Source organism: Vampirovibrionales bacterium (assembly GCA_016712355.1).
In the GTDB taxonomy this organism is placed as follows: domain Bacteria; phylum Cyanobacteriota; class Vampirovibrionia; order Vampirovibrionales; family Vampirovibrionaceae; genus JADJRF01.
Window position 1 is genome coordinate 2,151,677 of the sequence record JADJRF010000005.1, and the last position, 21,455, is coordinate 2,173,131.

Genomic DNA, 21,455 nt, shown 5'->3' on the forward strand with positions numbered 1-21,455 from the left:
CGGGCCGGGTCTCTTCTGTTTTCCCGTCGGGACGCTAAGCGCGCCCCTATTGGCGCATACCGAAAACGCCTTTCCCCCTGCAGCAGCCGCCAAGCCGGGTCCTGAGGGTGAAACCCTCAAGCAAAAACAGGGTGGGAGCCCGGGGGCAGGAACGGCCCCGAGGGGCGGACGAAACAACCCGATCCGCGCCATCCCTGCCCCCCCAGCAACGCCCGCAAGCGGCAAGCCGGATCCTGAGGGTGAAACCCTCAAGCAAAAACAGGGTGGGAGCCCGGGGGCGGGAACGGCCCCCGAGAGGCGGACCCAATAACCCGATCCGCCCCATCCCTACCCCCCAGCAACGCCCGCAAGCGGCAAGCCGGGTCCTGAGGGTGAAACCCTCAAGCAAAAACAGGGTGGGGGCCCGGGGGCGGGAACGGCCCCCGAGGGGCGGACCCAATAACCCGATCCGCCCCATCCCTCCCCCCCAGCAACGCCCGCAAGCGGCAAGCCGGGTCCTGAGGGTGAAACCCTCAAGCAAAAACAGGGTGGGGGCCCGGGGGCGGGAACGGCCCCCGAGGGGCGGACTGAATAATAGGATCAAGCGATTACTCGCTCCCCGTCAGGAAGCGCCTAAATCGCTTCGACGGCGCGCAAACGGGCGCTGCGGGCCCGTGGATTGGCGGCGACTTCAGCTTTCGAGGGGCGCAAGGGTTTGGGCGTTAACAAACGCCAGTGGGTTGCTTCCCCGTGAGGCCCCGGACGCGAGCCGTCTCGAAAAGCGCGCTTGACAAGGCGATCTTCCAGCGAATGGAAACTGATGATCACCGCCCGCGCGCCCGGCGCCAGACAGGCAGGTAAAGCGCCCAGTAATTGACGCAGGCTTCCCAATTCGTCGTTCACGGCAATGCGTAACGCCTGAAACGTCTGCGTCGCAGGATGAATGCGCCCGCGCGGACGCCCCAGCGTGCGGTGATACACATTCTCAATCAGCGCGGCGAGTTCCGCCGTCGTACGCAATGGCCACTGGCGGCGCTTGGCGACCAGTTCGCGCGCAATCGATTTTGACAATCGCTCCTCGCCGTATTCCGATAAGATTTGCACCAGTTCTTCTTCAGAGGCTTCTTCTAACAGCGTCGCCGCCGTGACGCCAGTTCCATCGGAATTCATGCGCATATCCAGGGGCGCGTCTTTCGAAAAGCTGAAGCCGCGCGGGCCGTCGTCAAACTGGAAGGACGACACGCCCAGATCCGCCAACAGGCCGCCGTCGAGTCGCGCGATGTTCGCCTGTTTCAGGACATCCGGCAACACAGAGAAATTGGCGTGGGCCCAGACAATCGTCCCGTCGGCAGACGCCAGCGCTTCGCGCTTGCGGGCGATGGCGAGCGCTGCGGCGTCCTGGTCAATAATAACCAGCCTGCCCTCCGGCTGAATCAGCGGCCAGATCGCCGCGCTATGGCCGCCGCCGCCGCCGGTTGCGTCTGCATAAGCGCGTCCGGGCGCAGGCGCGAGCAGGTCCAGCGTTTCGGCGAGCATGACCGGATCGTGGCGCAGGGGCGTGGAGCCATCAACAGGCATAGCGTCATCCTTCTGGCGGGCGCGCGCGCCCTGTCTGGTAAAGGGCGACCGGCCGCCCTCTCTATTGAATCATAAAATTCACCGCCTGAACCGCAAGGCGACCTGACGCACGGGCTTTTCAAAACTCCCCTGATCTGCGGGTATCCCTGCGCGCGATGGCTCGCCTACAATAGAAGCATGACGCCTTTTTCGATTTTGGGGCGCGTAACGCCGCCCTTCTCTCCCGCGACGCCGAGAATCGTCTGTCGTGCGGCGATTGCGTTGAGCTTGCTGGGCCTGGCGCTTGCGGACGCGCCGCGCGCTTTTTCGCAGGCCCCCGCGCTGCAGGATCGTCTGACCCGAACGCAAACAGCGCCTGAGCCTGTAGTTCAGAGCCCGTCTCAGGTGCTGTTACCGATTCTGGTTGAAGAAATGGATCTGCTCGTGCGCCCGTCGCTCACAGATGACTGCGACTGGCTGGGCCGAATTCCCAGCGATGCGCGTCAACAGGCGTCGATCGACGCCGACGCCTCGCCGTGCGCCGCCCGCGTGCTCCTGCGCGTCGTGGCGCCTCGGAATCCCTTGCATGCTTTTCCGCTGGAGGCGCAAGACGTTGCCTATCGCGAGCCCTCGGCTTTAATCGACTCCGACGATCCGCGCCTGATAACCCTTGCGCGTTCGCTGACCGCGCATACGCCTTACGCTTATGCTGCCGCCCAGGCGATTCACCAGTGGGTCGCCGCGCATATTCAGACCGCGCCGGCCGGCCTGTCTGTCAAGCAGGCCAGCGCCACGCTTCAAACCGCAAAGGGCTCCGCGCTTGAAAAATCCCTGTTGATGGCCGCCTTGTGTCGCGCCGTTGGCATTCCCGCGCGTATTGCCGCCGGGGCAACGTATCGCCCGCTTGGAGAAGGCAGCGGCGCACTGACCGCAGACGCTTCCGGCTTTGCCTATCACGTCTGGGCGGAAGCGTTTGTCAGCGAGTGGACGGGCTTTGATCCCATGCGCGCGCAAATCCGCCTGGACGCCTCGCACCTGAAACTGGCCGATAGCGCGTATGCGCTTTTCCCACATGAAGAATCCCCTTTTACCGAAAGCGTTTTGAATCGCTTGCCGGGGCTTCGCTTTGAAGTGACGCGGGCGCAGGCTCCCGGCGCGGCGGTGGTGAGCCTGAGCGGCCGGGCGCAGACTCAGGCGCGCGCCATTCCCTCAATCGATCTGACGCAGATCGATCTTCAGCGTCTTACGCGTCAGCAGATTCCCGTCTATGAAGCCACGCCCGATCCGCATCGCATCGCCCCGAAAGAGCCAGAAGGCCGCGTGACCCGCGCGCTGGACGCCCTGGCTAAAGGCGACGGCGACGCGGCGCGTCAAAGTCTGACGGCGGCCGTTCATGACGCGTCCGCTCCATTGGCCGCCTATCGTTTGTCGCAAACGTTGGCGACGCTGGGCTTTTATTCGCTGGCGCAACAGGCGGTGCGAAGCGCCGCTCAGGGCGATCCTTCCCTTGCCATGCTCTTCGCTCAACGCATCCGCGCCGATTTCCCGACGGAGCCGCTGGGCGCGTCTGACGAAACAGCTTATGCCATTGCCCTCAGTCGTATCAGCGGCGATGCCCCATCCTCATCCGCTTCTTCTGAGGCCCTTCTAACCCGCGACGCCATTGCGACACTGGATGCATTAATGCGCCGCCATCCCGGTTTCGATTCGCCGTTACTGGCCTTGGGACGCCTTGCCTTGACGCAGGCCCAGCCGGAAATGGCGCTTGAGCGTTTTCAGCGCTACGTCTCCCTGAAGCCGGACGATCCGCGCGGCTGGGCGGGACTTGCTCAGGCGTCGTTAAGTCAAAAGCGCTATCGAGAGGCGTCGCTGCGTTTTGCCAAAGCCGCGACGCTGGCCCGTCGTTCAGAGACGGACTTCCTGACTCGTCTGACACCTGAACTGGACACGGCGCGGCAAATCGCGCAAGCCCGCGATCGCCTGGCCCGTGCGCCCAAAGATGCCGATGCCTGGATTGCGCTGGGCCAGGCCCTGTTGCGTCAGGGGCAGGTAGAGGAAGCGCGCACGTCGTTCGGCAATGCGCAGGTATTTCAGCCCGCCTCTGCGCGCGCCCGACTCTATTATGCGATGACGCATGCCGCCGACGGACACTGGCAGGCGCTGGCGCCGCTGATTTCACATGTGACGCCCTCAGCGTTCGCGAGTGGTCTCGATCGCGCCAACGCGTACGCTCTGTTGGCCTTATGGCAGACGCGGCAGGGACGCTTCGATGCGGCGGTCTCCTCGTTGCAAGCCGCCGTCGCCGCCGATCCCGGCGATTCGCGCCGCGCGATAGACTTGGCTAAAGGCTTCGACCGCGTTGGCAAGCCCACTCAGGCCATCACGGCGTTGCGTCAGGGCTTGGATCGCGCTGTCGGCGCGGGAAACGATCCGCTGCAACGCCAGATTCTACGTCTTATTCTGGCCGAACGCCTGTTGACGCGCGCGCCCGCACAAGCCCAAACGCTGGCCGAGGCGGCGCTTCAGGCCGACCCGATGAATCCTGAGCCCTATCGCCTGCTGGCGACGCTGGCTTTGGATCTTCCCAATGATACCGGTCTGGAGGAGGCTCAACGCCGCCTGAATCAGGCGCTGGCGCTGGACCCTGACAATGCAGCCGCGCTGGCCCAGCAGGGACGCGCCTCCGAGCGCCAGGGGCGTACGGAATCCGCTATCGCGTATTATCAGCGCGCCTTGGCGGCGGATAACGCCTTGTTGCTGCCTGCCCAGCGCCTGAACGTCTGGATCGATCGCTTGCAGCTCCCGATCGAAAAACCTGCGATCGCCCAACCCATGTCTCCAGGAGAATACGCTTGGTTGGTGCGGATTCTGGCGCTGGATCACGACTTCGAGTTACGCCAACTAAGGACGATGACGCGTTTAAACGCCGTACTGTCTAACCCTGCGGAGCTTTCGGTTCGCAATCTGGCCCAACGCCGCGCGACCTTGCCGATTTTACACGATTACGCTCGCGAACTTCAGGCCTTTCAGGCCTCGCTGAACGCCACTGCGCCGCCGGCCCGCTTATCAGCACTGCGGCAGATTCTTCAGCAGCTTGCCGAGCTGGAGGGATACCGGCTCCGCTGGTACGAAACCATCTTACCGCGCTTTTTCCGCGATGAAGAGTTGGTCGCGATCCACCAGAAATCGGCCATTCTGAGTCAGGAAACGCTGCGATGGGGCCGCGCTTACAATAGCGAGATCAACGCCCTGTTTGCGTCTTTGCCAAGCGGCCAGCTCGAATCCGCTCTCAGCGAGACGTCATGGGATTCGCACGAAACCACCCTCGCTCAGATAAGTGCGATTCAGGCCGAATTGGCCTCTAAAATGACTAAAAGCTCGCCTGTGGATGGCGCCGCGACCAGCAACGCCGCCGAGTCCGTCACCAGCCAGAAGCCCGACGATAACGCGCCGCAGAAGCCCCTTCCGGCGAGTGCGCCGTCTGTAAAGCCGTAACGGTTTGGCTGGAAGCGATAGCGTTTTCGCTAGTTCTGACGTTCTCGCAGCCGTTGACGCAGCGCATCGACTGAGTGGCGCATGGCTTGGACCGACTCTCCCGGCGCATCAACCGGCAGGCTGACGGCCATCAGTTCAATCAGGCGCGCGACGTCGTTGTAGCTGAGCATGCCGTCGTTGTTGACGTCCAGCAATTCGCGCTGTTCGTGCGTCAGGGCCAGATACAAATCGGGATTGGCAAGCAGTTGCCGTAACAGCGTCAGATCGTTAAGGTCCAGACGTCCGTCGTTGTTGACGTCACCGGCTTGAGCGCGCGTTTGCGGCAGACCGTTGGAATGCTCCATGAGCGGGATTCTCCTGATAGCGCTTGATAAATCCGTAATCTGAAAACGTGGGGGCGTTTCTGAAAAACACACTGGTTTGATTGGCTTCGGCGGGCGCAAACGTATTGCGGGCCAATTGGGTCATGCCGATCGGGCGATCGTCATCTTCAAAGACCATCTCTTCGAGGGCGCTTTTGAGTCGCTCCCACAGGCCGCTCTTGGGGCGGGCCTCTTCCAGAAACGGCCAGTCAATCGCCGACTCTGCGGCAGCGGAAACAGTTTTGGCGGTGGATACAAATGGCGTGCGACGGCTCGTCATAAACGGCGCTAAGCTCCTCGTTTCCCGACCCTCTGGCGACCCGCCGGGCAAAGCCGCCTGAAGGTCGCGCCACGACTGAATGCGTCGTGGTATTGTCATCGTACTCATCTTAATGGGAAACGCAACGAAACGCGCCGCCAAACGGGGTGTTTGGCCCTAAAAATCGTCCGCCTGACCGAGGAAACCCATCGCGATGCCTGCCGCCTCTGATTTACAAATCTGGTCGCGATGGATGGATCGTTGTCTGGAAGTCGCCCGCGAGGCGCTGCCCGACGATGTGCCCGTGGGTGCGGCGCTGCTGGCTCCCGAGGGCAAGGGCTGGCGGCTCATTGCCCAGGCCGCCAATCGGCGCGAGCGCGACCAGAACCCCATCGCCCACGCCGAGATGCTGGTCTTAATCGAAGGCGCCCGGCGGCTAAACGCCTGGCGTCTGAGCGGTTGCGCGCTCATTGTGACGCTGGAGCCTTGCGCCATGTGCGCCGCCGCCATTGCGCAAGCCCGCGTGTCCCGCGTCGTCTTTGGCGCCGATGATCCGCTGGCTGGCGCGTGCGGCTCGCGCTACCGTCTGCTGGGGCAGGGGTCGGACGCCGCTGACGTGGATGTGATGGGCGGGGTCCGCGCCGAAGCCTGTCGGGCGGCGCTGCATGACTTTTTCAGTCAGGCGCGGGCGTTAAAGCCGCCCAAAAGATCTCCTTGAAAACCCTCGCCCTTTGCGGCATTCTGAATGCAGTCGCTGGTTCAGCGCGCCGTTATCGCGGGGTGGAGCAGTCCGGTAGCTCGTTGGGCTCATAACCCAAAGGTCGCAGGTTCAAATCCTGTCCCCGCAACCATTTCGCTCTTTTCATTCTTGCTCTATTCATCTCAAAGGCCCGGGCTCGTTCGCAATCCGGGCCTTTGGCTGTGAGTGGGGTTCTGAGTCTTGTCCAGTTGCTCTTGCATCAGCGCTTTGTACTGCATGAGAGCGGATTATTACCGTCGATTGTGGACGTCTGGAGCGCTTGGGCCAGTTTGTCTGATGGCCCGGCGTGGCATCGCGATGGCTTTTCGGGATGTACGAGACTAATGCGCTCGGAACAAACTACTACAGCCGAAGTTTTTGTCGTGTATAAATGAGTAGAGTCTGTCCAGATAAAAAACTGTGCCGTCGCCCAAAACCAGGCGCTTCCCTCCCCCACAGCCAACGGAATACGCCCGATGCTCACCGCTTCCGCCACGCGTTTTGGCCGCTTTACCGACTGGGATGCCAAACAATCGTCTCTGCAAGCCCCGCTCGTCGCGTCGTTCGACTATGACGGCACGCTGCAACCCGAGGTTTTACAGGTAAGTCGGGTCGTGGAAGGCCACCCGAAAAAGATCGCCGTGATCGTGAATACAGGCAGAGAGCTGCACTGCGTGAAAGAAATCCTGCCGGAGCTTGGCCAGATGGGACGCCTGAATGCGCTGTTCACCTCTGAAGGCTCCCAATGCTACCTGAATACCCGGAATCTCCCGACCCGTGAGTGGATTTCCTCTTTGACGCCAGAACAGGCCGATCCTGACTGGGAGCAAGTCATCCGCGATCGTACGAAATGGGATGAAGCCCTTGCGACGCGCGCGCTTCGCAGTCGTCTCAATGAATTAACGTCGTCTCAATTGGCAATCGGCGAATATAATCAAGCGTTGTCGTATCGCGATCCTCTCTCAGGCAAGTCGTATCCATTGAGCGTGCTGCCGATCCGGCAGACGCCGGGTTTTGTCTTGAGGTCGGCTGAGAGCGACGCCTCTCCTGCTCTCTTGCAAGCAATGCAGCGTATGGGAAAAACGATTGTAGAATCCCTTGCAAAAACGTTACGGGAAGAGGGGCCTCATGCGGCGTGGTCTGTAATGACGAACAGCCCCTGGGCCATCGTCTGTAAACTGGCGCCTGAGGGCGTCAATAAGGGGACGATCCTCGATTATTTTCTCAGGCGCCACACGACTTCTCCCCAACGGGTGATTTCTGCAGGAGACAACCTCAACGATCTGCCTGCGCTTGAGCGCCCGCAATGGGAGAACACGCCTGCAACAGCGCTGGTCTGCGGGGCAAACCCGGATCTGCGACGCGCCCTCGAAGGGCAAGCCCACGTGGAATTCCTGTCCCGGACCAACGAAACGCTTGCCGAGGGGTTCCGGCGGGCGCTTGATATGCGCGAGACTCGGGCCTGATACGGGCCGTCGGCGCGCGGCGGGCATGCCTTCTCATGCCTTTGTTTTAAAGGTATAGTTAGAACCCCTTCGCCCCGACAGGAAAATCCCGCCATGCCCCTGACCGACTGGTTCGCCGCCAAACGCAAGCAAGGTCGCCTTGACGCCAAGGCTGTCAATAGCAAATTGTCTGACGAAGAGCTGACCCGCCTCTGGGTCAACTGTTTTTCCTGCTCGGCCAGCATTCCGCGCAAGGAGTGGGTCGCCAACCGGATGGTCTGCCCGCATTGCGACTATCACTTTCGCATTGGCGCGCGCGAGCGCATTGCTCAACTCACCGTCGGCGAAGGCGACTCGTTTGAGGAGATGGACGCCGATCTTCGGCCCGGCGATCCCCTTGGATTCGAGGACACCCGCGCCTATCGCGACCGCCAGAAAGAGGCTCAGACGCAATCCGAGCTGAATGACGCGGTGGTCACTGGCATGGCCGTCCTCGATGGCGAGCGAATGGCGATTGGCATTATGGATTTCGCCTATATGGGCGGCAGCATGGGCAGCGTCGTGGGCGAAAAGATTACCCGGCTGGCGGAAGCCGCGCTGCGCGAACGCGTGGGCATGATCGTCTTCTGCGCCTCCGGCGGGGCGCGCATGCAGGAAGGCACGTTCTCGCTGATGCAGATGGTGAAGACCGGCGCCGCGCTGGCCCGTCTGCACGAATCCCGGCTTCTCTACGTCTCGATCCTGACGGAGCCGACTTTTGGCGGCGTGACGGCCAGTTTCGGCACGCTGGGCGATTTTGTCCTCGCCGAGAAGGATTCGCGCATCGGCTTTGCCGGTCGTCGCGTCATTGAGCAGACCATCCGCCAGAAGCTGCCTGCCGACTTCCAGACGGCCGACTACCTGCTGAAGTTCGGCCAGGTGGATCAAGTCGTCTCCCGCGCCGAGATGCGCGACCTGCTGATTCGGCTGATTCGCCTGCACCGGGTCAGTCTGTCTCCTGATCTGGCGTGGGCCCGCGATACGGGCCGGCCGGTCGGGGTTTCGTCCGGCTTGTGAGCGCGCCTTTTCCCCTGCTTTCTTTCTATATCGATATCTCTATATTTCTCTTTTCTTTTACTCTCTCTGTTTTCTGGTGTCACTCTTATATTTCACAATTCAGCCTATGAAAGGCCTTGCGTGATATGGCCCCTTCTCCTCCCCCCCTGCAACCCCTGGAATTTGAGCGCCCGCTGATGGCGATCGAAGATAAAATCGCTGAACTTCTCTCCAGCAGCGAGCAAATGGGCGTCGATTTTTCTGATGAAGTCGAGCGGCTGCGCCATCAGGCCCAGGAAGTCAAAATGCGGCTCTATAGCAATCTCACGCCGGTCAATCGCCTGCAAATCGCGCGGCATCCGCAACGGCCGAACTTTCTGGAGCTGGCGCGCAGGTTGTCTCCCGACGTCTGGATTGAAATGCGCGGCGACCGCGCCGGAAAAGACGACCGCGCCTGCCTCGGCGGCATTATCGAACTGTCTGGCCGCCCGGTAATGCTCCTGGGCGCGCAAAAAGGCCGCGGCATGAAAGAAAGCCTCGCCCATAACTTCGGCATGAGCAACCCGGAAGGCTATCGTAAGGCCCTTCGCCTGTTCCAGCATGCTGAGAAGTTCAATATGCCTGTGGTGACGCTCATTGACACCCCCGGCGCCTATCCCGGCATGGAAGGCGAACAGCGGGGCATTGGTCAGGCCATCGCCTTCAATATTCGCGAGATGGCGCGCCTGCGGACGCCAATCGTCTCCATCGTCACCGGCGAGGCCAGCTCGGGCGGCGCGCTGGGCATGGGCGTGGCTAATCGCATCTATATGTTAGAGCATGCCCTCTACACGGTTATTTCTCCCGAAGGCTGCGCGTCGATTCTCTGGCGCAGCGCCGACTATGCCGCGCAAGCCGCCACCGCGCTGAAAATCTGCGCCCACGACCTTCAGGGCTTCGGTATTGTCGATGGCGTGATTCCCGAACCCTTGGGCGGCGCGCATCACAACCCGGATGCGATGGCTGAGCGCCTTGCCACCACCATTCAAGCCGCGCTCGAAGAGCTGGGCGCCATGACGCCTGAGCAACTCATCGAGGATCGCTACCGCAAGTACCGCGCCATTGGGGCGTTTGAGTCGGCGGGCGGCGCGCTCTAAGGTTTCGGATTGTAACAAGTTGCCCGCCGGGGCCGCCTCCCCTAGCATCAAACCGCCCTCTGCGCGATTAATATGAATATCCCCCTCGCGGCTGCCGCTGCTTCGGCAGGCGCAGGCGACTTCCCGATTTTCCCCATGCGTATTCGATATCTTTGGTGATGAGGTTATCAGCGTCGTGATGTTTGATCAAACCCTGAGCGCGTTTCAGGTTGAATCCCTGCCTGAGTATGACGCCGTTAAGGCCCGTTTTCTGGATAGCTTTGAGCCGTATGCCAACGCCCTGCGACAATCTGCCGTCGAGGCCGCCTTGCTGGAAGAATTCGGTCCGCGCCCGCTGTGCGCCAATGCCGACTTCATTGCCCGCATTCAGGCGAGCCTTGGATGCAGCTTCGGCGGCGCCCAGCGCATCGGCCTGATTGCGACCAATCGCGAGTATCTCGGCGGCAGCAATTAAGCTGGCGGCCTATCGCTGCGCCCACTGCGCCATCATCCGGCCAAAGGCCTGAACGCCTTGCCGGAAGGCTTCAATGGGGCCGGGCAGCAGGCTGCGCCGCACGGTCGATTCCGCCCGGTCGAGCTGTTGGCTGGCGCGGGCGAGGCGCTCCTCCCAGGTAATCGAGGTTTGGGTGACTTTCTCGGTGAAGGCCAGCGTTTCGGGGAGCGGAATACGTTTGTGAACCCGCTCAATGCGCTTCTGAGCGGTGGGATAGAGCCGGTCTACGCCTGACAGACGCTCCATCCGCATAGCAGACTCTTCAAAGAAGGCCGCCATATACGTTAAGACCGGATGCACTGAGGCGACAAAGGTCTCGCGATCCAGAATGCGCGCAAGATCCTCGCTGACGCTCACCATGTTGTGATGAGCCCGCAGCACGTCATCGCGCGAGCGGCGATACGTCCCGTCCAGCTCGTTCAAGCGTCGAATTCCGTTGTGTAATCGTTCTGCCGCAATGCCGCTGCCGCGTTTGGCTTTGCCGATATTGCGCACCAGCGCCTCGACTTGCTCTTGACGCCCGAACATGTCCGAGAAGCTCTGAGCGCCGTCCTTAAGGGCGTTGGCAATCTCCACGTTGGACGAAATAGCGTCGCGAATTCGAATGGGCTCCTGTACTTCCACGCTCGGTTGACGCCCCCGCGCCAGCGCCTGGGTTTTGCCCATAGGCGGCGCAATTTCGATGCTTTTGGAGCCCACCAGCCCGGTAAACTCAATCGTGGCAAGCGACCCATCCGGGATGACGGGCATATCGCGCTCAGGGCTAAGCGTCACGCGAACGCGATCGCCCACAATCTGGATGCCGTCAACGTAGCCGACTTCCACGCCCATCATCCGCACGTTCGAGCCCCGGCGGATTTCGTTGGCGTCCTTGAAGGTCAGGGTAATTGTCTGGGTCGGTCGATGCGCTTCTTTATAGCGCACCCAGCTCCACGCCCCCCAGCCGATCAGCGCCAGAAGGCAGCTCCACAGGAGCAGGTCTGACAACAGGCCTGGCCAGCGCAATAAGCGCTTTGCAGCGACAAATCTTCGGTCCATACTCTCATTAGGATACACGATACGCGCGCTGGAATCGCGCCTGTCCGGCGATTCGATCCCGCGACCCGATGCGGCCCTATCCGCTGGCTCTATTTTGGGGAGGCTGTTTTGACGCTTTCATCTCTTGAAATGACCGGGAATCCGGCTTCTTCAGGCGCGCCCGAGTTGCCCGCCTTGCCGCCGTGGACGCTGAGCGAGGCGCTTCGGTTTTTTCTGCTGGCCTATCTGGCCGCGCCGCTGACCGCAGAAGCCGTGTTGGCCCTCGCATGGCCTGCCTCTCCCCCGTGGGTCGGATTTTTCGCGCAGCACGCGACGCCAGCGCTCGTCTGGCTGCTCTGTTTTGCCTATCTGGCGCGCCGCGAGGGACGTCAGGCGCTGATCCGCCAATTGGGCCTGCGAGACGGAAGCCTCACGCGCGGGTCTCTCCTGCGTTTTACGGCGTTGGCCGCAGGCGGGGTTCTGGCGATAGTGGCGGCCATCAATGGCCTGTCGTTCTGGGCCAGCGGCGAATCGCTCGCCAATCCCTACGAGGATTTCTCCCGCCCTGCGGTGGAAGCGACCATTCTGGCCGGATTGCTGCTGGCCCCCTTGCTGGAAGAACTTACGTTTCGCGGCTTTCTTCAGCCTGCCATTGCCCGCCACGCGTCGACAGGCGCAGCCATTACGCTAAGCGCCGTTGTCTTCGCCCTGAGCCATACGCTCTACGCTGACGCCCCCTTCGCCTGGATGAGCGCGCTGGCGCTGGGCCTGTGGTTTGGATGGCTGCGCGCCCGTACGGGCTCCATCTGGCCGGGCGTGGCGGGTCATCTGCTCAATAATGCGCTGGCGGCGGCGTCGTTATTGGGCGTGTAAGGCTGCGGGCGCTTTCAAGGAGAATCTTTCGCGTGAATTCCGCCCTGCGACAAGTGATTGGGATATTCGGCGCTATTGTGGCCCTTGTCTGGGTCTTGACGGCGCGCGAGCTGCCGCTGACCCCTGAAGAGCGCACTCACTGGATGGCGGCTTCGGCCCCCCTGACGGCGCAGATAGAGGCAATGGCTGCTGGCGCCTGTCAATCGCCTTTGCTGGGCGAAGCGTTGTCGGCCCTGCATGCGCTGGGCGTCAGCGCGGATGGGGCTCGCCTTGCGATGGCGGGCGTGTCGGCGGCGTTATGCGCGTGGCTATGGCGCTTAGGCTCGCTGTATCGTCGGTGGGCGGGTTGGGCGCTGGGTCTTGCGATGCTGTTAGCCTTGACGCTGAGCGGCGCGGCGTTTCGTTTGTCGCCAGCGCCGCTGTCGGCGCTGTTTGGGGCGATGGCCCTGTATTACTGGGTCCGCTGGCTACAAACCCGCCGGGCCGAAGCCGCCGCCGCCTGGCATGTGGGATTGCTGCTGGCGCTTTACGCGCACGCAGGCGCGACGCTGCTGTGGGCGGGCATTGCGTTGGCTTTCTGGCTGACGCGCTGGCGAAATCCTGGCTTTTACGAGGTTTTTCGCCGACGCTGGGCGTGGCATCACGCGCTGATTGCCCTGCTCTGGCTGCCGGGCGCCGTTTTGACGCTGCCCGCTTGGGCGCGCTGCTTCGATCGAACCGGCTCGCCGGGAGAGGTCCTCCTGTGGGTCGCGATGGGTATCGCCCCGCTGGCGCTGACGGCGCTGCTGTCTTCTGCCGATTGTGAATAACTGTAAACCTCTGGGCGCTCCCGCTAGCACAAGAATCCCTTGAGCGATCTTTATCACCACATCGCACCCAGTTTCCCGCGCGGCCCCCGCGCTTCGTTGATAGGAGATGATTCCCCATGTCGGATATAACGCCCCTTGGCTTTTCCGTAACCGCCCGTACGGTAAAAGATCTTAAAGCTAAGAAGAAAGATGAGCTTGCCGGCGCGCGCAAGGCGCTGGCCAACGCTTACGGCGACACGGTTTCTGCGCGTACCGCCGCAGGGAAGAAGCCCAAGCTTGCCCAATCGGCTGAAGACGCCTTTAAGTCTCTGTCCAAGAAGGACCGTGAGGCGCTGAAAAAGCATACCAAAGGGCCTATTCTGCTGCACGTGACCGAAGGCGACGCCGCCATCGACAAGAGCGCCAAGCTCCTTACGATCGGCAAAAACGGCAAGGTCAAGAAAATCAAAGGCAACAACAGTCGCAAAGAGGTCTTGCGGTCAACGGCCTTCAAAAAAGGCAACGAACTGAAGAAGCGTGCCAAAACCGCCGTCTACGACGCGGAGAAACACGCCGATCGCTCCCAGATCATGGCTGCGGCGGAAACCGTTAAGAAGGCCGCCGGCAAGGCCCAAAAGCAGGCCAGCGCAATGATCCAGAATATAAGAGAAGGCAAGGGCATGGGCGCGCTTGCCAAAACCGCCGAGAAACTCATCAAACACCTGGAAAAATTCGTGCCTGCGCTGGCAGAGACGATTCGCAAGGCGATTCCTAAAGTCGTCTAGTCCCACAGTACTTGTTATTCGCCTGGGTTTCCCCCTCCTATCAGGGCCGCAAGGCCCGCTTTATCCCGCCGGTTTCTGCCACGAGGCAGGGGTCGGCGGGATTTTTATGAGCGTGCGCCGCGCTTACGCAGGGGGGGGCTTAAGGCGATTGTAACAAGCGCCGGGCAATGACCATCCGCTGGATTTCAGACGTTCCCTCGCCAATTTCGCACAGCTTGGCGTCTCGCAGGTAGCGCTCGACCGGGAAGTCCTTGGTATAGCCATATCCGCCGTGAATCTGGACGGCTTTGTTGGCCGCGCGCGTGGCGGCCTCTGAGGCGTAGAGTTTCGCCATCGCCGCTTGCTGCGAGAACGGCGCCCCCGCCGCGCGAAGTCGGGCCGCGTTGTAGGTCAACAGGCGGGCGGCTTCGATTTCGGTCGCCATGTCGGCCAGCATAAACTGTACGGCCTGAAATTCCGCGATGGGCTGTCCGAATTGCCGTCGTTGACGGGCATATGCCTGCGTCTTGTCTAGCGCCGCCTGCCCAATCCCTACGGCGAGAGCGGCAATCGAGATGCGGCCGCTGTCCAGCGAGGCCAGAAAGTGCCGGAATCCGGCCCCTTCTTCGCCCAGTAACTGCTCGCGCGAGACGCGCAGATTGTCGAATTGCAGCGTGCCCCAATCCGAGCCGCGCATGCCGAGCTTCTCGTCCTTGGCCCCCAGCGTGAGCCCTGCCATGCCTTTCTCAAGGATAAAGGCGCTGATACCCCCTGACGGGCCGCGTTGACGGTCGGTGACGGCGGTTACGACGAAGACATCCGCCACGTTGGCGTTGGTGGTGAAAATTTTCCCCCCGTTGAGGATGTAATCTTCGCCGTCCCGGATTGCGGTGGTTTCTGTGCCGCCGGCGTCGCTGCCTGCATTGGGTTCGGTGAGGGCGAACGAGCCCAGCTTGCGACCCGAGGCCAACTCATGCAGATAGCGGGATTTTTGTCCGTCGCTGCCATAATTCAGGATAGGCAGACAGACCAAAGACGTGTGAGCCGCCAGACTCAGCGCTGTCGACGCGCAAGAGCGCGCCAGTTGTTCAATTGCCAGCGCATAGCTGAGGTAATCCGCGCCGCCGCCGCCGTAAGCTTCGGGCACTGGCAGGCCGAGCAGGCCGACTTCAGCCATCTCGCGAAACGTCTCGGCAGGAAAGCGGCTGTAGCGGTCGATTTCCGCCGCGCGCGGCTCCAGACTCGCCAGAGCAAACTCTCGCGCCCAGTCGCGAATCATGCGCTGGGTTTCGCTGAGCCCGTACGAATCGGCGTCGTCGGGGGGGAGGGGGCCGTGATCCGTCATGGCGTCGGGTTCTCCAAGGGGCGTGGGTCGGGATGGCTTTCAGAACAGCGCTCGCGCGTGAGGGCTTTGAGTCGAGAGTCTTTCAATCGGGCTTGATATCGGCTTGGCAGCCCTGCCCAAGCGCAAGACGCGCGCTTGATACTCCTATTATAGGGGGCTTTTGCCTCCAGCGACGCTTGGGGGTCGGCAAATCGGCCATCGGGGGGACGGGGCGAAGGGCTCAAAAATCCCCCGTCCGGGGCGTGCGGGGAGGACGCGCCTCGGGCTACACTGCCCCCAGAGAGCTTGCCAGCAGTGACCAGCAGTAAAAAGGAATCGCGCGATGTCCTCTCCATCGGTAGATTGCGTGTATATCGCGGGCCAGAACGTCGATCAGGCGGAAGCGATACGACAGGCCGTGAGTTTGCGCGGCTTCGATCGCGTCAAGTGCTATTCCCTCGCTGATCTACTGGAGCAGGCCCCGGCCCTGATGAGCGAAATACCCCCCGATCTGGTGATCCTTGATCCACAAGGCCATTATAATCAGGCCTTCAGCGTGATGAGTCAGCTCGAACGCGGCGTCCCCGTTATCTTTCTGGCCGAATCATTTGACGAGGAAGTCTTTCTGAATTGCTTTGACGCCGGGGCCCGAGATTTTCTCGTAAAGCCGGTGCCGACGGTGTATCTCATTGCCCGCGCGCTGACAGCCCTTGAAGGGCGGCGCGCTCAGGCCCAGCTCACCCAGCGGAATCAAGCCCTGATCGAGTTGGGGGCCATTGGCGCCGATTCCAACGTCTTTACCAGCGAGTACATGGTCCGCGCCTTAAAGCGTCAGACCGCGCTGGCCAACGAAACCGGCGCGCCGTTGAGCCTGCTGTCGGCGCAGTTCTTTGCCAAGGGGGCGCTTTCCTGCTCGCCTGCCTCATGGCGCGAGGCGCGCGACAGGCGCGTGGCCGCCGATCTGCTCGCCTGCTGCCGTGGCGGCGATATCGTGGGCGAGTATCTGGAAGACGGCTATCTGATTGCCCTGCCTGACACCGGGCCCGAGGGCGCCAAAACCGTCGCCCGACGAATGCGCCAGCGCTTTGAGGGCTGCGAAATCTCGCTCGGCGAGGAGCGGATTGCCACTGATGTCTGGGTGGCAGGCGCGCTCTATGCGGGATGCCGCCATTACGAGGAGCTGATCAATCGCGCTCTGGATGCCGTACGGGATCAGCGCTATCCTGAGACCTTGAACGCCGCGACTCTGAACGCCGTTTAACGCCCGGCCCCGCCGCCGCCGCTGGATCCCCCTCCGAATCCGCCGCCAAAGCCGCCGCCTCCGAAGTCGCCTCCGCCAAAGCCGCCTAATCCGCCGAAATACCCGCCGCTCCAGCCCGAACGCCTCTTGGCGCGCGGGAGGAGACTCAGCAGGAGAATGATAATGAAGAAGGCGAATACGGGAAAGCCGCCATCACGGCCGCGGGGCTGCTGGGCCAGGGGGACATTCTCGCCTGACTGAAGGCGTTCGATCATATCGGCCAGTGCAATGGCCGTATTGGCGACGCCTGTGGAATAGGCGTTCTGGTTAAAGGCCGGCATGGCCTCGGAATCCAGAATCCGGCCGACCGCGCCGTCGGGGAGAATGCCTTCGAGACCGTAGCCGACGGCGACGTAGATACGGTTGCCGGAGCTGCCCTTACGGACCCGCTCGGCGTTAACCGCAATGAGGATGCCGTCGTTTTTGTCCCCATGGCCAATGCCCCAGGCGTTGAAAATCTCGTGGGAGAAGAGCGACAGCTCACGATCAGTCGCTGGAAACGTCAGGACGGCGATTTGGGCGTAGCCGTCCTGATCCAGTCGTTGCAGGCGCTCGCGTACGGCCTGACGATCCCCATCATCCAGCAGTCCGCCCAGATCCGTGACGTAGATGTCCAGGCCTTGCGGCTTGGCGGGAATCGAATTGATGGATTCTGCGTGGCTGAGGGTCTGCGCGCACCCTGAGAAGGCGAGCGCGCAGACAATAGCAGTCATCAGAAACGCCGTAACCGGCCTTCTGACAGGGAAACGAAACCATGAGACTAACAAAATCGCGCTGCTCTCTTGATTGCGCTGGCGGTCATGCTTAAAACTCGACCTTGGGCGCGACTTTTTCTTGCGGGGTGGCTTCAAACGAGGCGCGCTTGGTGAAGCCCATCATCCCGGCGAAGAGGGCGTTGGGCATGGTCAGGATTTTAAGATTGTAGTCTTTCACAGCCTCGTTGAACTGGATGCGGGCGTAATTGATCCGGTTCTCGGTTCCGGCCAGCTCGTCCTGGAGCTGGATAAAGCCGCGATCAGCCTTGAGCTGCGGATAATTCTCTGCGATGGCGAGCAGGCGGCCCAGGGCGCCGTTGAAAGCGCTATTGGCCGCAGCGGCTTCGGCGGGCTTTTTGGCCACGTCTGCCGAGAGCAAACTGGCGCGGGCGTTGGCGATATCGGCAAAGACAGCGCGCTCATGCGTGGCGTAGCCTTTCACTGTGGCGACCAGATTGGGCACCAGGTCCGCCCGGCGCTTGATTTGGGAATCCAGATTGCCGCCGCTTTGCTCGACGAGCGTATTGGCCGTGACCATCCCGTTATAAGCGCCGCCCAGCCACATGCCCAGCATGAGCAATACGGCCAGAATGACGCCGACGACGACCAGGCCGGCGGCAAGGGCGCCGGAATGACGCGCGCGGGTGGGACCCCTGAACCCTGATGTTCTGGATACTTCTGACATGCCGGTCTCTCCTATTCTCAACAGAATCTTGCCTTCATGATAAGGCAAACACGCTTGCGCGACCATTCTCTCTGCTGAAGACTCCAAACGCCAGCGGGTCTAGCGGGCGAGCAGGTCTTGCGCCAGCGCCAGACGCTCAGATGCAGGCAGTAAGTAAGGCTCCAGTCCGGCGGCCCGGCGCTGGCGGGTGGTCTCGAATAGCGTGATGCCTGCGGTAACGGATAGATTCAGGCTCTGGATGACGCCGGCCATAGGCAGACACACGATGCGGTCGGCCATTGCGAGGGCCTGCGCTGAGAGGCCGCGATGCTCATTGCCGAACATCAGCGCGAGGCGGGGCGAAAGGAAGGATGCCTCAAAGAAGGATTCGGCGCGATCGTCCAGGGCCGTGGCGATGACTTCATATCCGTCGGTATGAAGCTCGTCAAGACAGGCTTGCGTCGAGGTAAATGTCTTAAAGGTCAGCCACTTATTGGCTGATGCTGAGGTCGCCCGGCCCAATTTGCGTGGAGTAAAGGGTTTCTCTTGATCAAAAATCAGCCGGACGTCCTGAAACCCGAATGCCTCGCAGCTTCTAAAGACGGCGGCGGCGTTATGCGGGTCATGGACGTCTTCAATGACGACGACGCCGCGCTGTCGGGCGGCGCTGACGCGGTGAATCAGCTCTTGGCGGCGTTCGGTGGGCATGGCCTTATCGTCGCCCAAACCGGGGCGGCTCGCAATAGGCGCATCACCGCTGTCGTGATAGTCTGAATACGATGGGCCTGAGGTCCGTCTGAGTTGATGGGAGCTCTGGTAGATAAGGCGAGAGAAAAGGCGATGACCGTCCCGACGACGCCCGGTGAAATTTCTGCCGCTTCGCGCGCTGCTGGCGCGGACGACGCTGCTGGCGCGGGGCTGGTCCTTGCGCCGGAGTATTATGAAACGGTTTATCCCAGCTACGATCGTCAGAACCCGCCCTATAAGTACGCCCACTATCTGGCGGAAATCCGGCGCTTTCGGCCCGTTTTTGGCTCGATTGGCGATATAGGCTGTGCGGATGGGCGTTTCCTGGAATACGTCCTCGATCAAGCTTCCCCGGAGCGGATTATCGGCGCGGACGTCAATGCGGCCGCCATTGATCGGGCTCGCACTCGACTGGGCCAGGACGACGCCCGCCGTCGCTGGGTGGTTGGCGGTCCGCAAGCGGCGGTCGGCGGTGAGACGGTCGATGTGCTCACGGCGCTGGACTGTCTGGAGCATATTGAATCGCTGGATGAGGCGTTGCAAGCCATTGATGCGCTTCTGTCGCCGGGTGGCCTTTTTATTGCGGTTGTTCCCGTCTACGATGGCCCTCTGGGGCCTCTGGTGCATTGGCTGGATCGCGATCCGACGCACGTTCACAAGTGCAGCCGGGCGTTTTGGCTGACGGCGTTGAGGTTGCATTTTGACGTATTGCGCTGGCATGGCATCTTGCGCTATCTCCTGCCGGCTGGGGGGCCGTATCTGCATGCGCCGACGCGTTGGGGGCGGGCCGTCACGCCCGCGATTCTGATTGCGGCTCAGAAGCGCGGCCTTTAAAGGGGATTTTGGCAGGATCCGCTCATTGGGTCCGCCCCTCGGGGGCCGTTCCCGCCCCCGAACCCCCACCCTATCTTAATTTGAGGGTTTCACCCTCAGGACCCGGCTTGCCGCTTGAGGGCGTTGCTGGGGGGTAGGGATGGGGCGGATCGGGTTATTGGGTCCGCCTCTCGGGGGCCGTTCCCGCCCCCGGGCCCCCACCCTGTTCTTGCTTGAGGATTTCACCCTCAGGACCCGCTTTAACCCCTGTCGGGTTTGCCTGTATTCAGGAGAGCGCGCAGGAACCCTGTCCTGATTAGGGGGGCTTCACTCCCAAGACCTGCTCCAGAGTCGGGCTGCGTTTGCCTGGATTCCTGACGTGGCGCAAAAATCCTGCTAGCACAAAAATCCTTGAGAAGGTTTTATCCCACTGACACAGAGATTATCCTCTCATTCAGCCCCTCTTCTCAGGAGATTCGCCTTTATGGGAATGATGCCACCCCCCATGACGGGATACCCGTCCACGTCCCCGTCTTTTCCCTCTAATCAAGCGCCCGCGCAGTTTTATCCTACTGGAGCCGGGTCTTATCCGTCCGGCACGGCTGGACTGGATTCTACGCGCTTTGGCGCCGGTGATGCGCCCCCTCGCGCAGGACAACCCCGCTTTGGCTGCCTGGGCGGCGGCATTGGCGAAATCATTGCCGGTTGCTGCGGGTGCTGCGCCATTCCCATCGCCCTCATCGCAGGCGGGGTGAGTTGGGCTATGTGGAAGATGGGCCGAAAAGCCTAGTCCGGGAAAATCACCCGGAGCAAATTAAAGGACGCTTACGATGATGCATTCGATTACCTCCTTAAGACCCGTCATCTCAAGGCCTTCCAGCGTTTCCGGCGCAAAACCCCATTTTTGCGGCACGGGCTGTGGTTGCGCAAAACCCGCTTCGACTCAATAACGCCTGCGGGAGAGAGCGGGACAGAGAGGTCAGCCTTCATGAGTCTAATCGCATCCTCACCGGCAATCACCCCGACATTCGGGGGGGCAGCCGCGCCCGTGAGGACGGCGTATGCGAGTTCCCCCGCCTCCCAAACCGAAGGGGATTCGTTTGCGGGAGCGGCGACCCGCCTAGCGCCCGAGCGTCAGAAGCCATCGCTGATCCGCCGGGCTTTTCTCGCGCCGATTAACGCGTATCAGTGGATCACGCAAAACACGATCTACCGCTGGATGGGCAATCGCGGCTTTGACCTGTGCCTATACCGTAAAAACGGCATGTTCAGCTGTTCGGAATATACCAAGCTCGCCATCGGCGAATACGGTCCGCTCAAGGGGATTTGGGCGGGCGCCAAACGCATTGTGTCGTGTAATCCGCTGACGGCCTGGCAGGTAGAAAAGTTATCCAGGCCGTTGTGGGATCCCATCGAAGTGCATGGGTCTTACGCTGAGGCGCGCGGCGCGCGGCCCGATTTTCTCAAGCGCACGCGTCGCGGCCGCTGGTTCACCGACAATATCAGTCCCACGGGCGAGCCGACCAGCCGCGCCCGAGCCTGAGCGACCTGCGATCAAAAATCGGTCGCCCAGAGGTTCTGGACGCGAATGCCTTGATAAATTCAAAAACATCAGGCATAATTTCCATTGAGCAAATCCCCCGGATGTGACCGATCCATTTATTCTCTACATGAACGCCTCTGGGAGTCCGACTCGAATCTGGCGACAAAGTATACCAGCCGAATGCGTAGCTGGAAACGGCGCTCGTCACGGAGGACACCCCCCTGTTGAAAAACAGGAGCAATAAACTGTCGGTCACGCCAAAATCCGGGGGGTTGCTTATTTTGACCAGAGCGCGCTCTTAAGGGGCGGGCTTTTGTGTTTCCTGTTAAATTTTAATGCGATAAATTTTGACAATCTCCTCGCGCCG

General features: G+C 61.5%; 21 protein-coding genes and 1 tRNA gene. 14 read left to right on the forward strand and 8 right to left on the reverse strand.

The window, feature by feature from the left end; all coding sequences use genetic code 11:
• Window positions 1-612 precede the first annotated feature (612 nt).
• The gene (gene rsmH, locus IPK79_11310; GenBank protein MBK8191025.1) at window positions 613-1,557 is read right to left on the reverse strand and encodes a 16S rRNA (cytosine(1402)-N(4))-methyltransferase RsmH; all 945 of its coding nucleotides are present in this window, start codon (window positions 1,555-1,557) and stop codon (window positions 613-615) included.
• Window positions 1,558-1,734: 177 nt separating this feature from the next.
• Here rsmH and IPK79_11315 point away from each other — a divergent pair, with 177 nt between their 5' ends.
• Window positions 1,735-5,031, forward strand: a complete 3,297-nt coding sequence (locus IPK79_11315) for a tetratricopeptide repeat protein (protein ID MBK8191026.1) — start codon at window positions 1,735-1,737, stop codon at window positions 5,029-5,031.
• A gap of 29 nt (window positions 5,032-5,060) precedes the next feature.
• On the opposite strand, the gene IPK79_11320 is transcribed toward IPK79_11315, so the two are convergent.
• Window positions 5,061-5,375, reverse strand: a complete 315-nt coding sequence (locus IPK79_11320) for a dockerin type I repeat-containing protein (GenBank protein MBK8191027.1) — start codon at window positions 5,373-5,375, stop codon at window positions 5,061-5,063.
• Entirely contained in the window at window positions 5,329-5,673 is a 345-nt protein-coding gene (locus IPK79_11325; protein MBK8191028.1) for a hypothetical protein, read from the reverse strand. Before IPK79_11325 ends, IPK79_11320 begins: the two co-directional genes overlap by 47 nt.
• Before the next feature lie 232 nt (window positions 5,674-5,905).
• On the opposite strand from IPK79_11325, the gene IPK79_11330 reads away from it, so the two are divergent.
• The 6 genes from IPK79_11330 to IPK79_11355 all read left to right on the forward strand — a co-directional run bounded on the left by IPK79_11330 (window position 5,906) and on the right by IPK79_11355 (window position 10,461).
• Entirely contained in the window at window positions 5,906-6,370 is a 465-nt protein-coding gene (locus IPK79_11330; protein ID MBK8191029.1) for a nucleoside deaminase, read from the forward strand.
• A 56-nt stretch (window positions 6,371-6,426) separates the two neighbouring features.
• Window positions 6,427-6,503, forward strand: a tRNA-Met gene (locus IPK79_11335).
• Between the two features lie 364 nt (window positions 6,504-6,867).
• Entirely contained in the window at window positions 6,868-7,857 is a 990-nt protein-coding gene (locus IPK79_11340; protein ID MBK8191030.1) for an HAD hydrolase family protein, read from the forward strand.
• 93 nt (window positions 7,858-7,950) lie between these two features.
• Window positions 7,951-8,892: an acetyl-CoA carboxylase carboxyltransferase subunit beta gene (locus tag IPK79_11345; protein ID MBK8191031.1), complete on the forward strand. Its 942-nt coding sequence runs from the start codon at window positions 7,951-7,953 to the stop codon at window positions 8,890-8,892.
• 125 nt (window positions 8,893-9,017) lie between these two features.
• The gene (locus tag IPK79_11350; GenBank protein MBK8191032.1) at window positions 9,018-10,007 is read left to right on the forward strand and encodes an acetyl-CoA carboxylase carboxyltransferase subunit alpha; all 990 of its coding nucleotides are present in this window, start codon (window positions 9,018-9,020) and stop codon (window positions 10,005-10,007) included.
• A gap of 178 nt (window positions 10,008-10,185) precedes the next feature.
• Window positions 10,186-10,461, forward strand: coding sequence for a hypothetical protein (locus tag IPK79_11355; protein ID MBK8191033.1), 276 nt, complete (start codon window positions 10,186-10,188; stop codon window positions 10,459-10,461).
• Window positions 10,462-10,470: 9 nt separating this feature from the next.
• On the opposite strand, the gene IPK79_11360 is transcribed toward IPK79_11355, so the two are convergent.
• Complete coding sequence (locus IPK79_11360; GenBank protein MBK8191034.1) at window positions 10,471-11,538, reverse strand: MCE family protein; 1,068 nt, start codon at window positions 11,536-11,538, stop codon at window positions 10,471-10,473.
• A 108-nt stretch (window positions 11,539-11,646) separates the two neighbouring features.
• Between IPK79_11360 and IPK79_11365 the strand changes: the two genes are divergently transcribed.
• From IPK79_11365 to IPK79_11375, 3 genes are all read left to right on the forward strand, one after another.
• Entirely contained in the window at window positions 11,647-12,390 is a 744-nt protein-coding gene (locus tag IPK79_11365; protein MBK8191035.1) for a CPBP family intramembrane metalloprotease, read from the forward strand.
• A gap of 32 nt (window positions 12,391-12,422) precedes the next feature.
• Window positions 12,423-13,199 carry a hypothetical protein gene (locus IPK79_11370; GenBank protein MBK8191036.1) on the forward strand — a complete coding sequence of 259 codons (777 nt, stop codon included), beginning with the start codon at window positions 12,423-12,425 and terminating at the stop codon, window positions 13,197-13,199.
• Between the two features lie 116 nt (window positions 13,200-13,315).
• Window positions 13,316-13,963 carry a hypothetical protein gene (locus tag IPK79_11375; GenBank protein ID MBK8191037.1) on the forward strand — a complete coding sequence of 216 codons (648 nt, stop codon included), beginning with the start codon at window positions 13,316-13,318 and terminating at the stop codon, window positions 13,961-13,963.
• Window positions 13,964-14,102: 139 nt separating this feature from the next.
• On the opposite strand, the gene IPK79_11380 is transcribed toward IPK79_11375, so the two are convergent.
• Entirely contained in the window at window positions 14,103-15,287 is a 1,185-nt protein-coding gene (locus IPK79_11380) for an acyl-CoA dehydrogenase (protein MBK8191038.1), read from the reverse strand.
• A 322-nt stretch (window positions 15,288-15,609) separates the two neighbouring features.
• Here IPK79_11380 and IPK79_11385 point away from each other — a divergent pair, with 322 nt between their 5' ends.
• Entirely contained in the window at window positions 15,610-16,527 is a 918-nt protein-coding gene (locus IPK79_11385; protein ID MBK8191039.1) for a hypothetical protein, read from the forward strand.
• Here the strand turns inward: IPK79_11385 and IPK79_11390 are convergent.
• The 3 genes from IPK79_11390 to IPK79_11400 form a co-directional block, all read right to left on the reverse strand.
• Window positions 16,524-17,279, reverse strand: a complete 756-nt coding sequence (locus IPK79_11390) for a TPM domain-containing protein (GenBank protein MBK8191040.1) — start codon at window positions 17,277-17,279, stop codon at window positions 16,524-16,526. The genes IPK79_11385 and IPK79_11390 overlap by 4 nt on opposite strands.
• A 91-nt stretch (window positions 17,280-17,370) precedes the next feature.
• A complete protein-coding gene (locus IPK79_11395) occupies window positions 17,371-18,006 on the reverse strand; it encodes a LemA family protein (GenBank protein MBK8191041.1) in 636 nt (211 codons plus the stop codon).
• A 99-nt stretch (window positions 18,007-18,105) separates the two neighbouring features.
• Entirely contained in the window at window positions 18,106-18,693 is a 588-nt protein-coding gene (locus IPK79_11400) for an RNA methyltransferase (GenBank protein MBK8191042.1), read from the reverse strand.
• A 132-nt stretch (window positions 18,694-18,825) separates the two neighbouring features.
• Here IPK79_11400 and IPK79_11405 point away from each other — a divergent pair, with 132 nt between their 5' ends.
• The 3 genes from IPK79_11405 (at window position 18,826) to IPK79_11415 (ending at window position 21,088) form a co-directional block, all read left to right on the forward strand.
• Window positions 18,826-19,566, forward strand: coding sequence for a class I SAM-dependent methyltransferase (locus IPK79_11405; protein MBK8191043.1), 741 nt, complete (start codon window positions 18,826-18,828; stop codon window positions 19,564-19,566).
• 463 nt (window positions 19,567-20,029) lie between these two features.
• Window positions 20,030-20,335, forward strand: a complete 306-nt coding sequence (locus tag IPK79_11410; protein MBK8191044.1) for a hypothetical protein — start codon at window positions 20,030-20,032, stop codon at window positions 20,333-20,335.
• Between the two features lie 198 nt (window positions 20,336-20,533).
• On the forward strand, window positions 20,534-21,088 hold the full coding sequence (locus IPK79_11415) for a membrane protein insertion efficiency factor YidD (GenBank protein ID MBK8191045.1): 555 nt from the start codon (window positions 20,534-20,536) through the stop codon (window positions 21,086-21,088).
• Window positions 21,089-21,455: the final 367 nt, after the last annotated feature.

Bases quoted from the DNA above. Each gene is read 5' to 3' on its own strand.
- rsmH (MBK8191025.1), bottom strand. From the start codon at position 1,557: ATGCCTGTTGATGGCTCCACGCCCCTGCGCCACGATCCGGTCATGCTC.
- IPK79_11315 (MBK8191026.1), top strand. From the start codon at position 1,735: ATGACGCCTTTTTCGATTTTGGGGCGCGTAACGCCGCCCTTCTCTCCC.
- IPK79_11320 (MBK8191027.1), bottom strand. From the start codon at position 5,375: ATGGAGCATTCCAACGGTCTGCCGCAAACGCGCGCTCAAGCCGGTGAC.
- IPK79_11325 (MBK8191028.1), bottom strand. From the start codon at position 5,673: ATGACGAGCCGTCGCACGCCATTTGTATCCACCGCCAAAACTGTTTCC.
- IPK79_11330 (MBK8191029.1), top strand. From the start codon at position 5,906: ATGGATCGTTGTCTGGAAGTCGCCCGCGAGGCGCTGCCCGACGATGTG.
- IPK79_11340 (MBK8191030.1), top strand. From the start codon at position 6,868: ATGCTCACCGCTTCCGCCACGCGTTTTGGCCGCTTTACCGACTGGGAT.
- IPK79_11345 (MBK8191031.1), top strand. From the start codon at position 7,951: ATGCCCCTGACCGACTGGTTCGCCGCCAAACGCAAGCAAGGTCGCCTT.
- IPK79_11350 (MBK8191032.1), top strand. From the start codon at position 9,018: ATGGCCCCTTCTCCTCCCCCCCTGCAACCCCTGGAATTTGAGCGCCCG.
- IPK79_11355 (MBK8191033.1), top strand. From the start codon at position 10,186: ATGTTTGATCAAACCCTGAGCGCGTTTCAGGTTGAATCCCTGCCTGAG.
- IPK79_11360 (MBK8191034.1), bottom strand. From the start codon at position 11,538: ATGGACCGAAGATTTGTCGCTGCAAAGCGCTTATTGCGCTGGCCAGGC.
- IPK79_11375 (MBK8191037.1), top strand. From the start codon at position 13,316: ATGTCGGATATAACGCCCCTTGGCTTTTCCGTAACCGCCCGTACGGTA.
- IPK79_11380 (MBK8191038.1), bottom strand. From the start codon at position 15,287: ATGACGGATCACGGCCCCCTCCCCCCCGACGACGCCGATTCGTACGGG.
- IPK79_11385 (MBK8191039.1), top strand. From the start codon at position 15,610: ATGTCCTCTCCATCGGTAGATTGCGTGTATATCGCGGGCCAGAACGTC.
- IPK79_11390 (MBK8191040.1), bottom strand. From the start codon at position 17,279: ATGACTGCTATTGTCTGCGCGCTCGCCTTCTCAGGGTGCGCGCAGACC.
- IPK79_11395 (MBK8191041.1), bottom strand. From the start codon at position 18,006: ATGTCAGAAGTATCCAGAACATCAGGGTTCAGGGGTCCCACCCGCGCG.
- IPK79_11400 (MBK8191042.1), bottom strand. From the start codon at position 18,693: ATGCCCACCGAACGCCGCCAAGAGCTGATTCACCGCGTCAGCGCCGCC.
- IPK79_11405 (MBK8191043.1), top strand. From the start codon at position 18,826: ATGACCGTCCCGACGACGCCCGGTGAAATTTCTGCCGCTTCGCGCGCT.
- IPK79_11410 (MBK8191044.1), top strand. From the start codon at position 20,030: ATGGGAATGATGCCACCCCCCATGACGGGATACCCGTCCACGTCCCCG.
- IPK79_11415 (MBK8191045.1), top strand. From the start codon at position 20,534: ATGAGTCTAATCGCATCCTCACCGGCAATCACCCCGACATTCGGGGGG.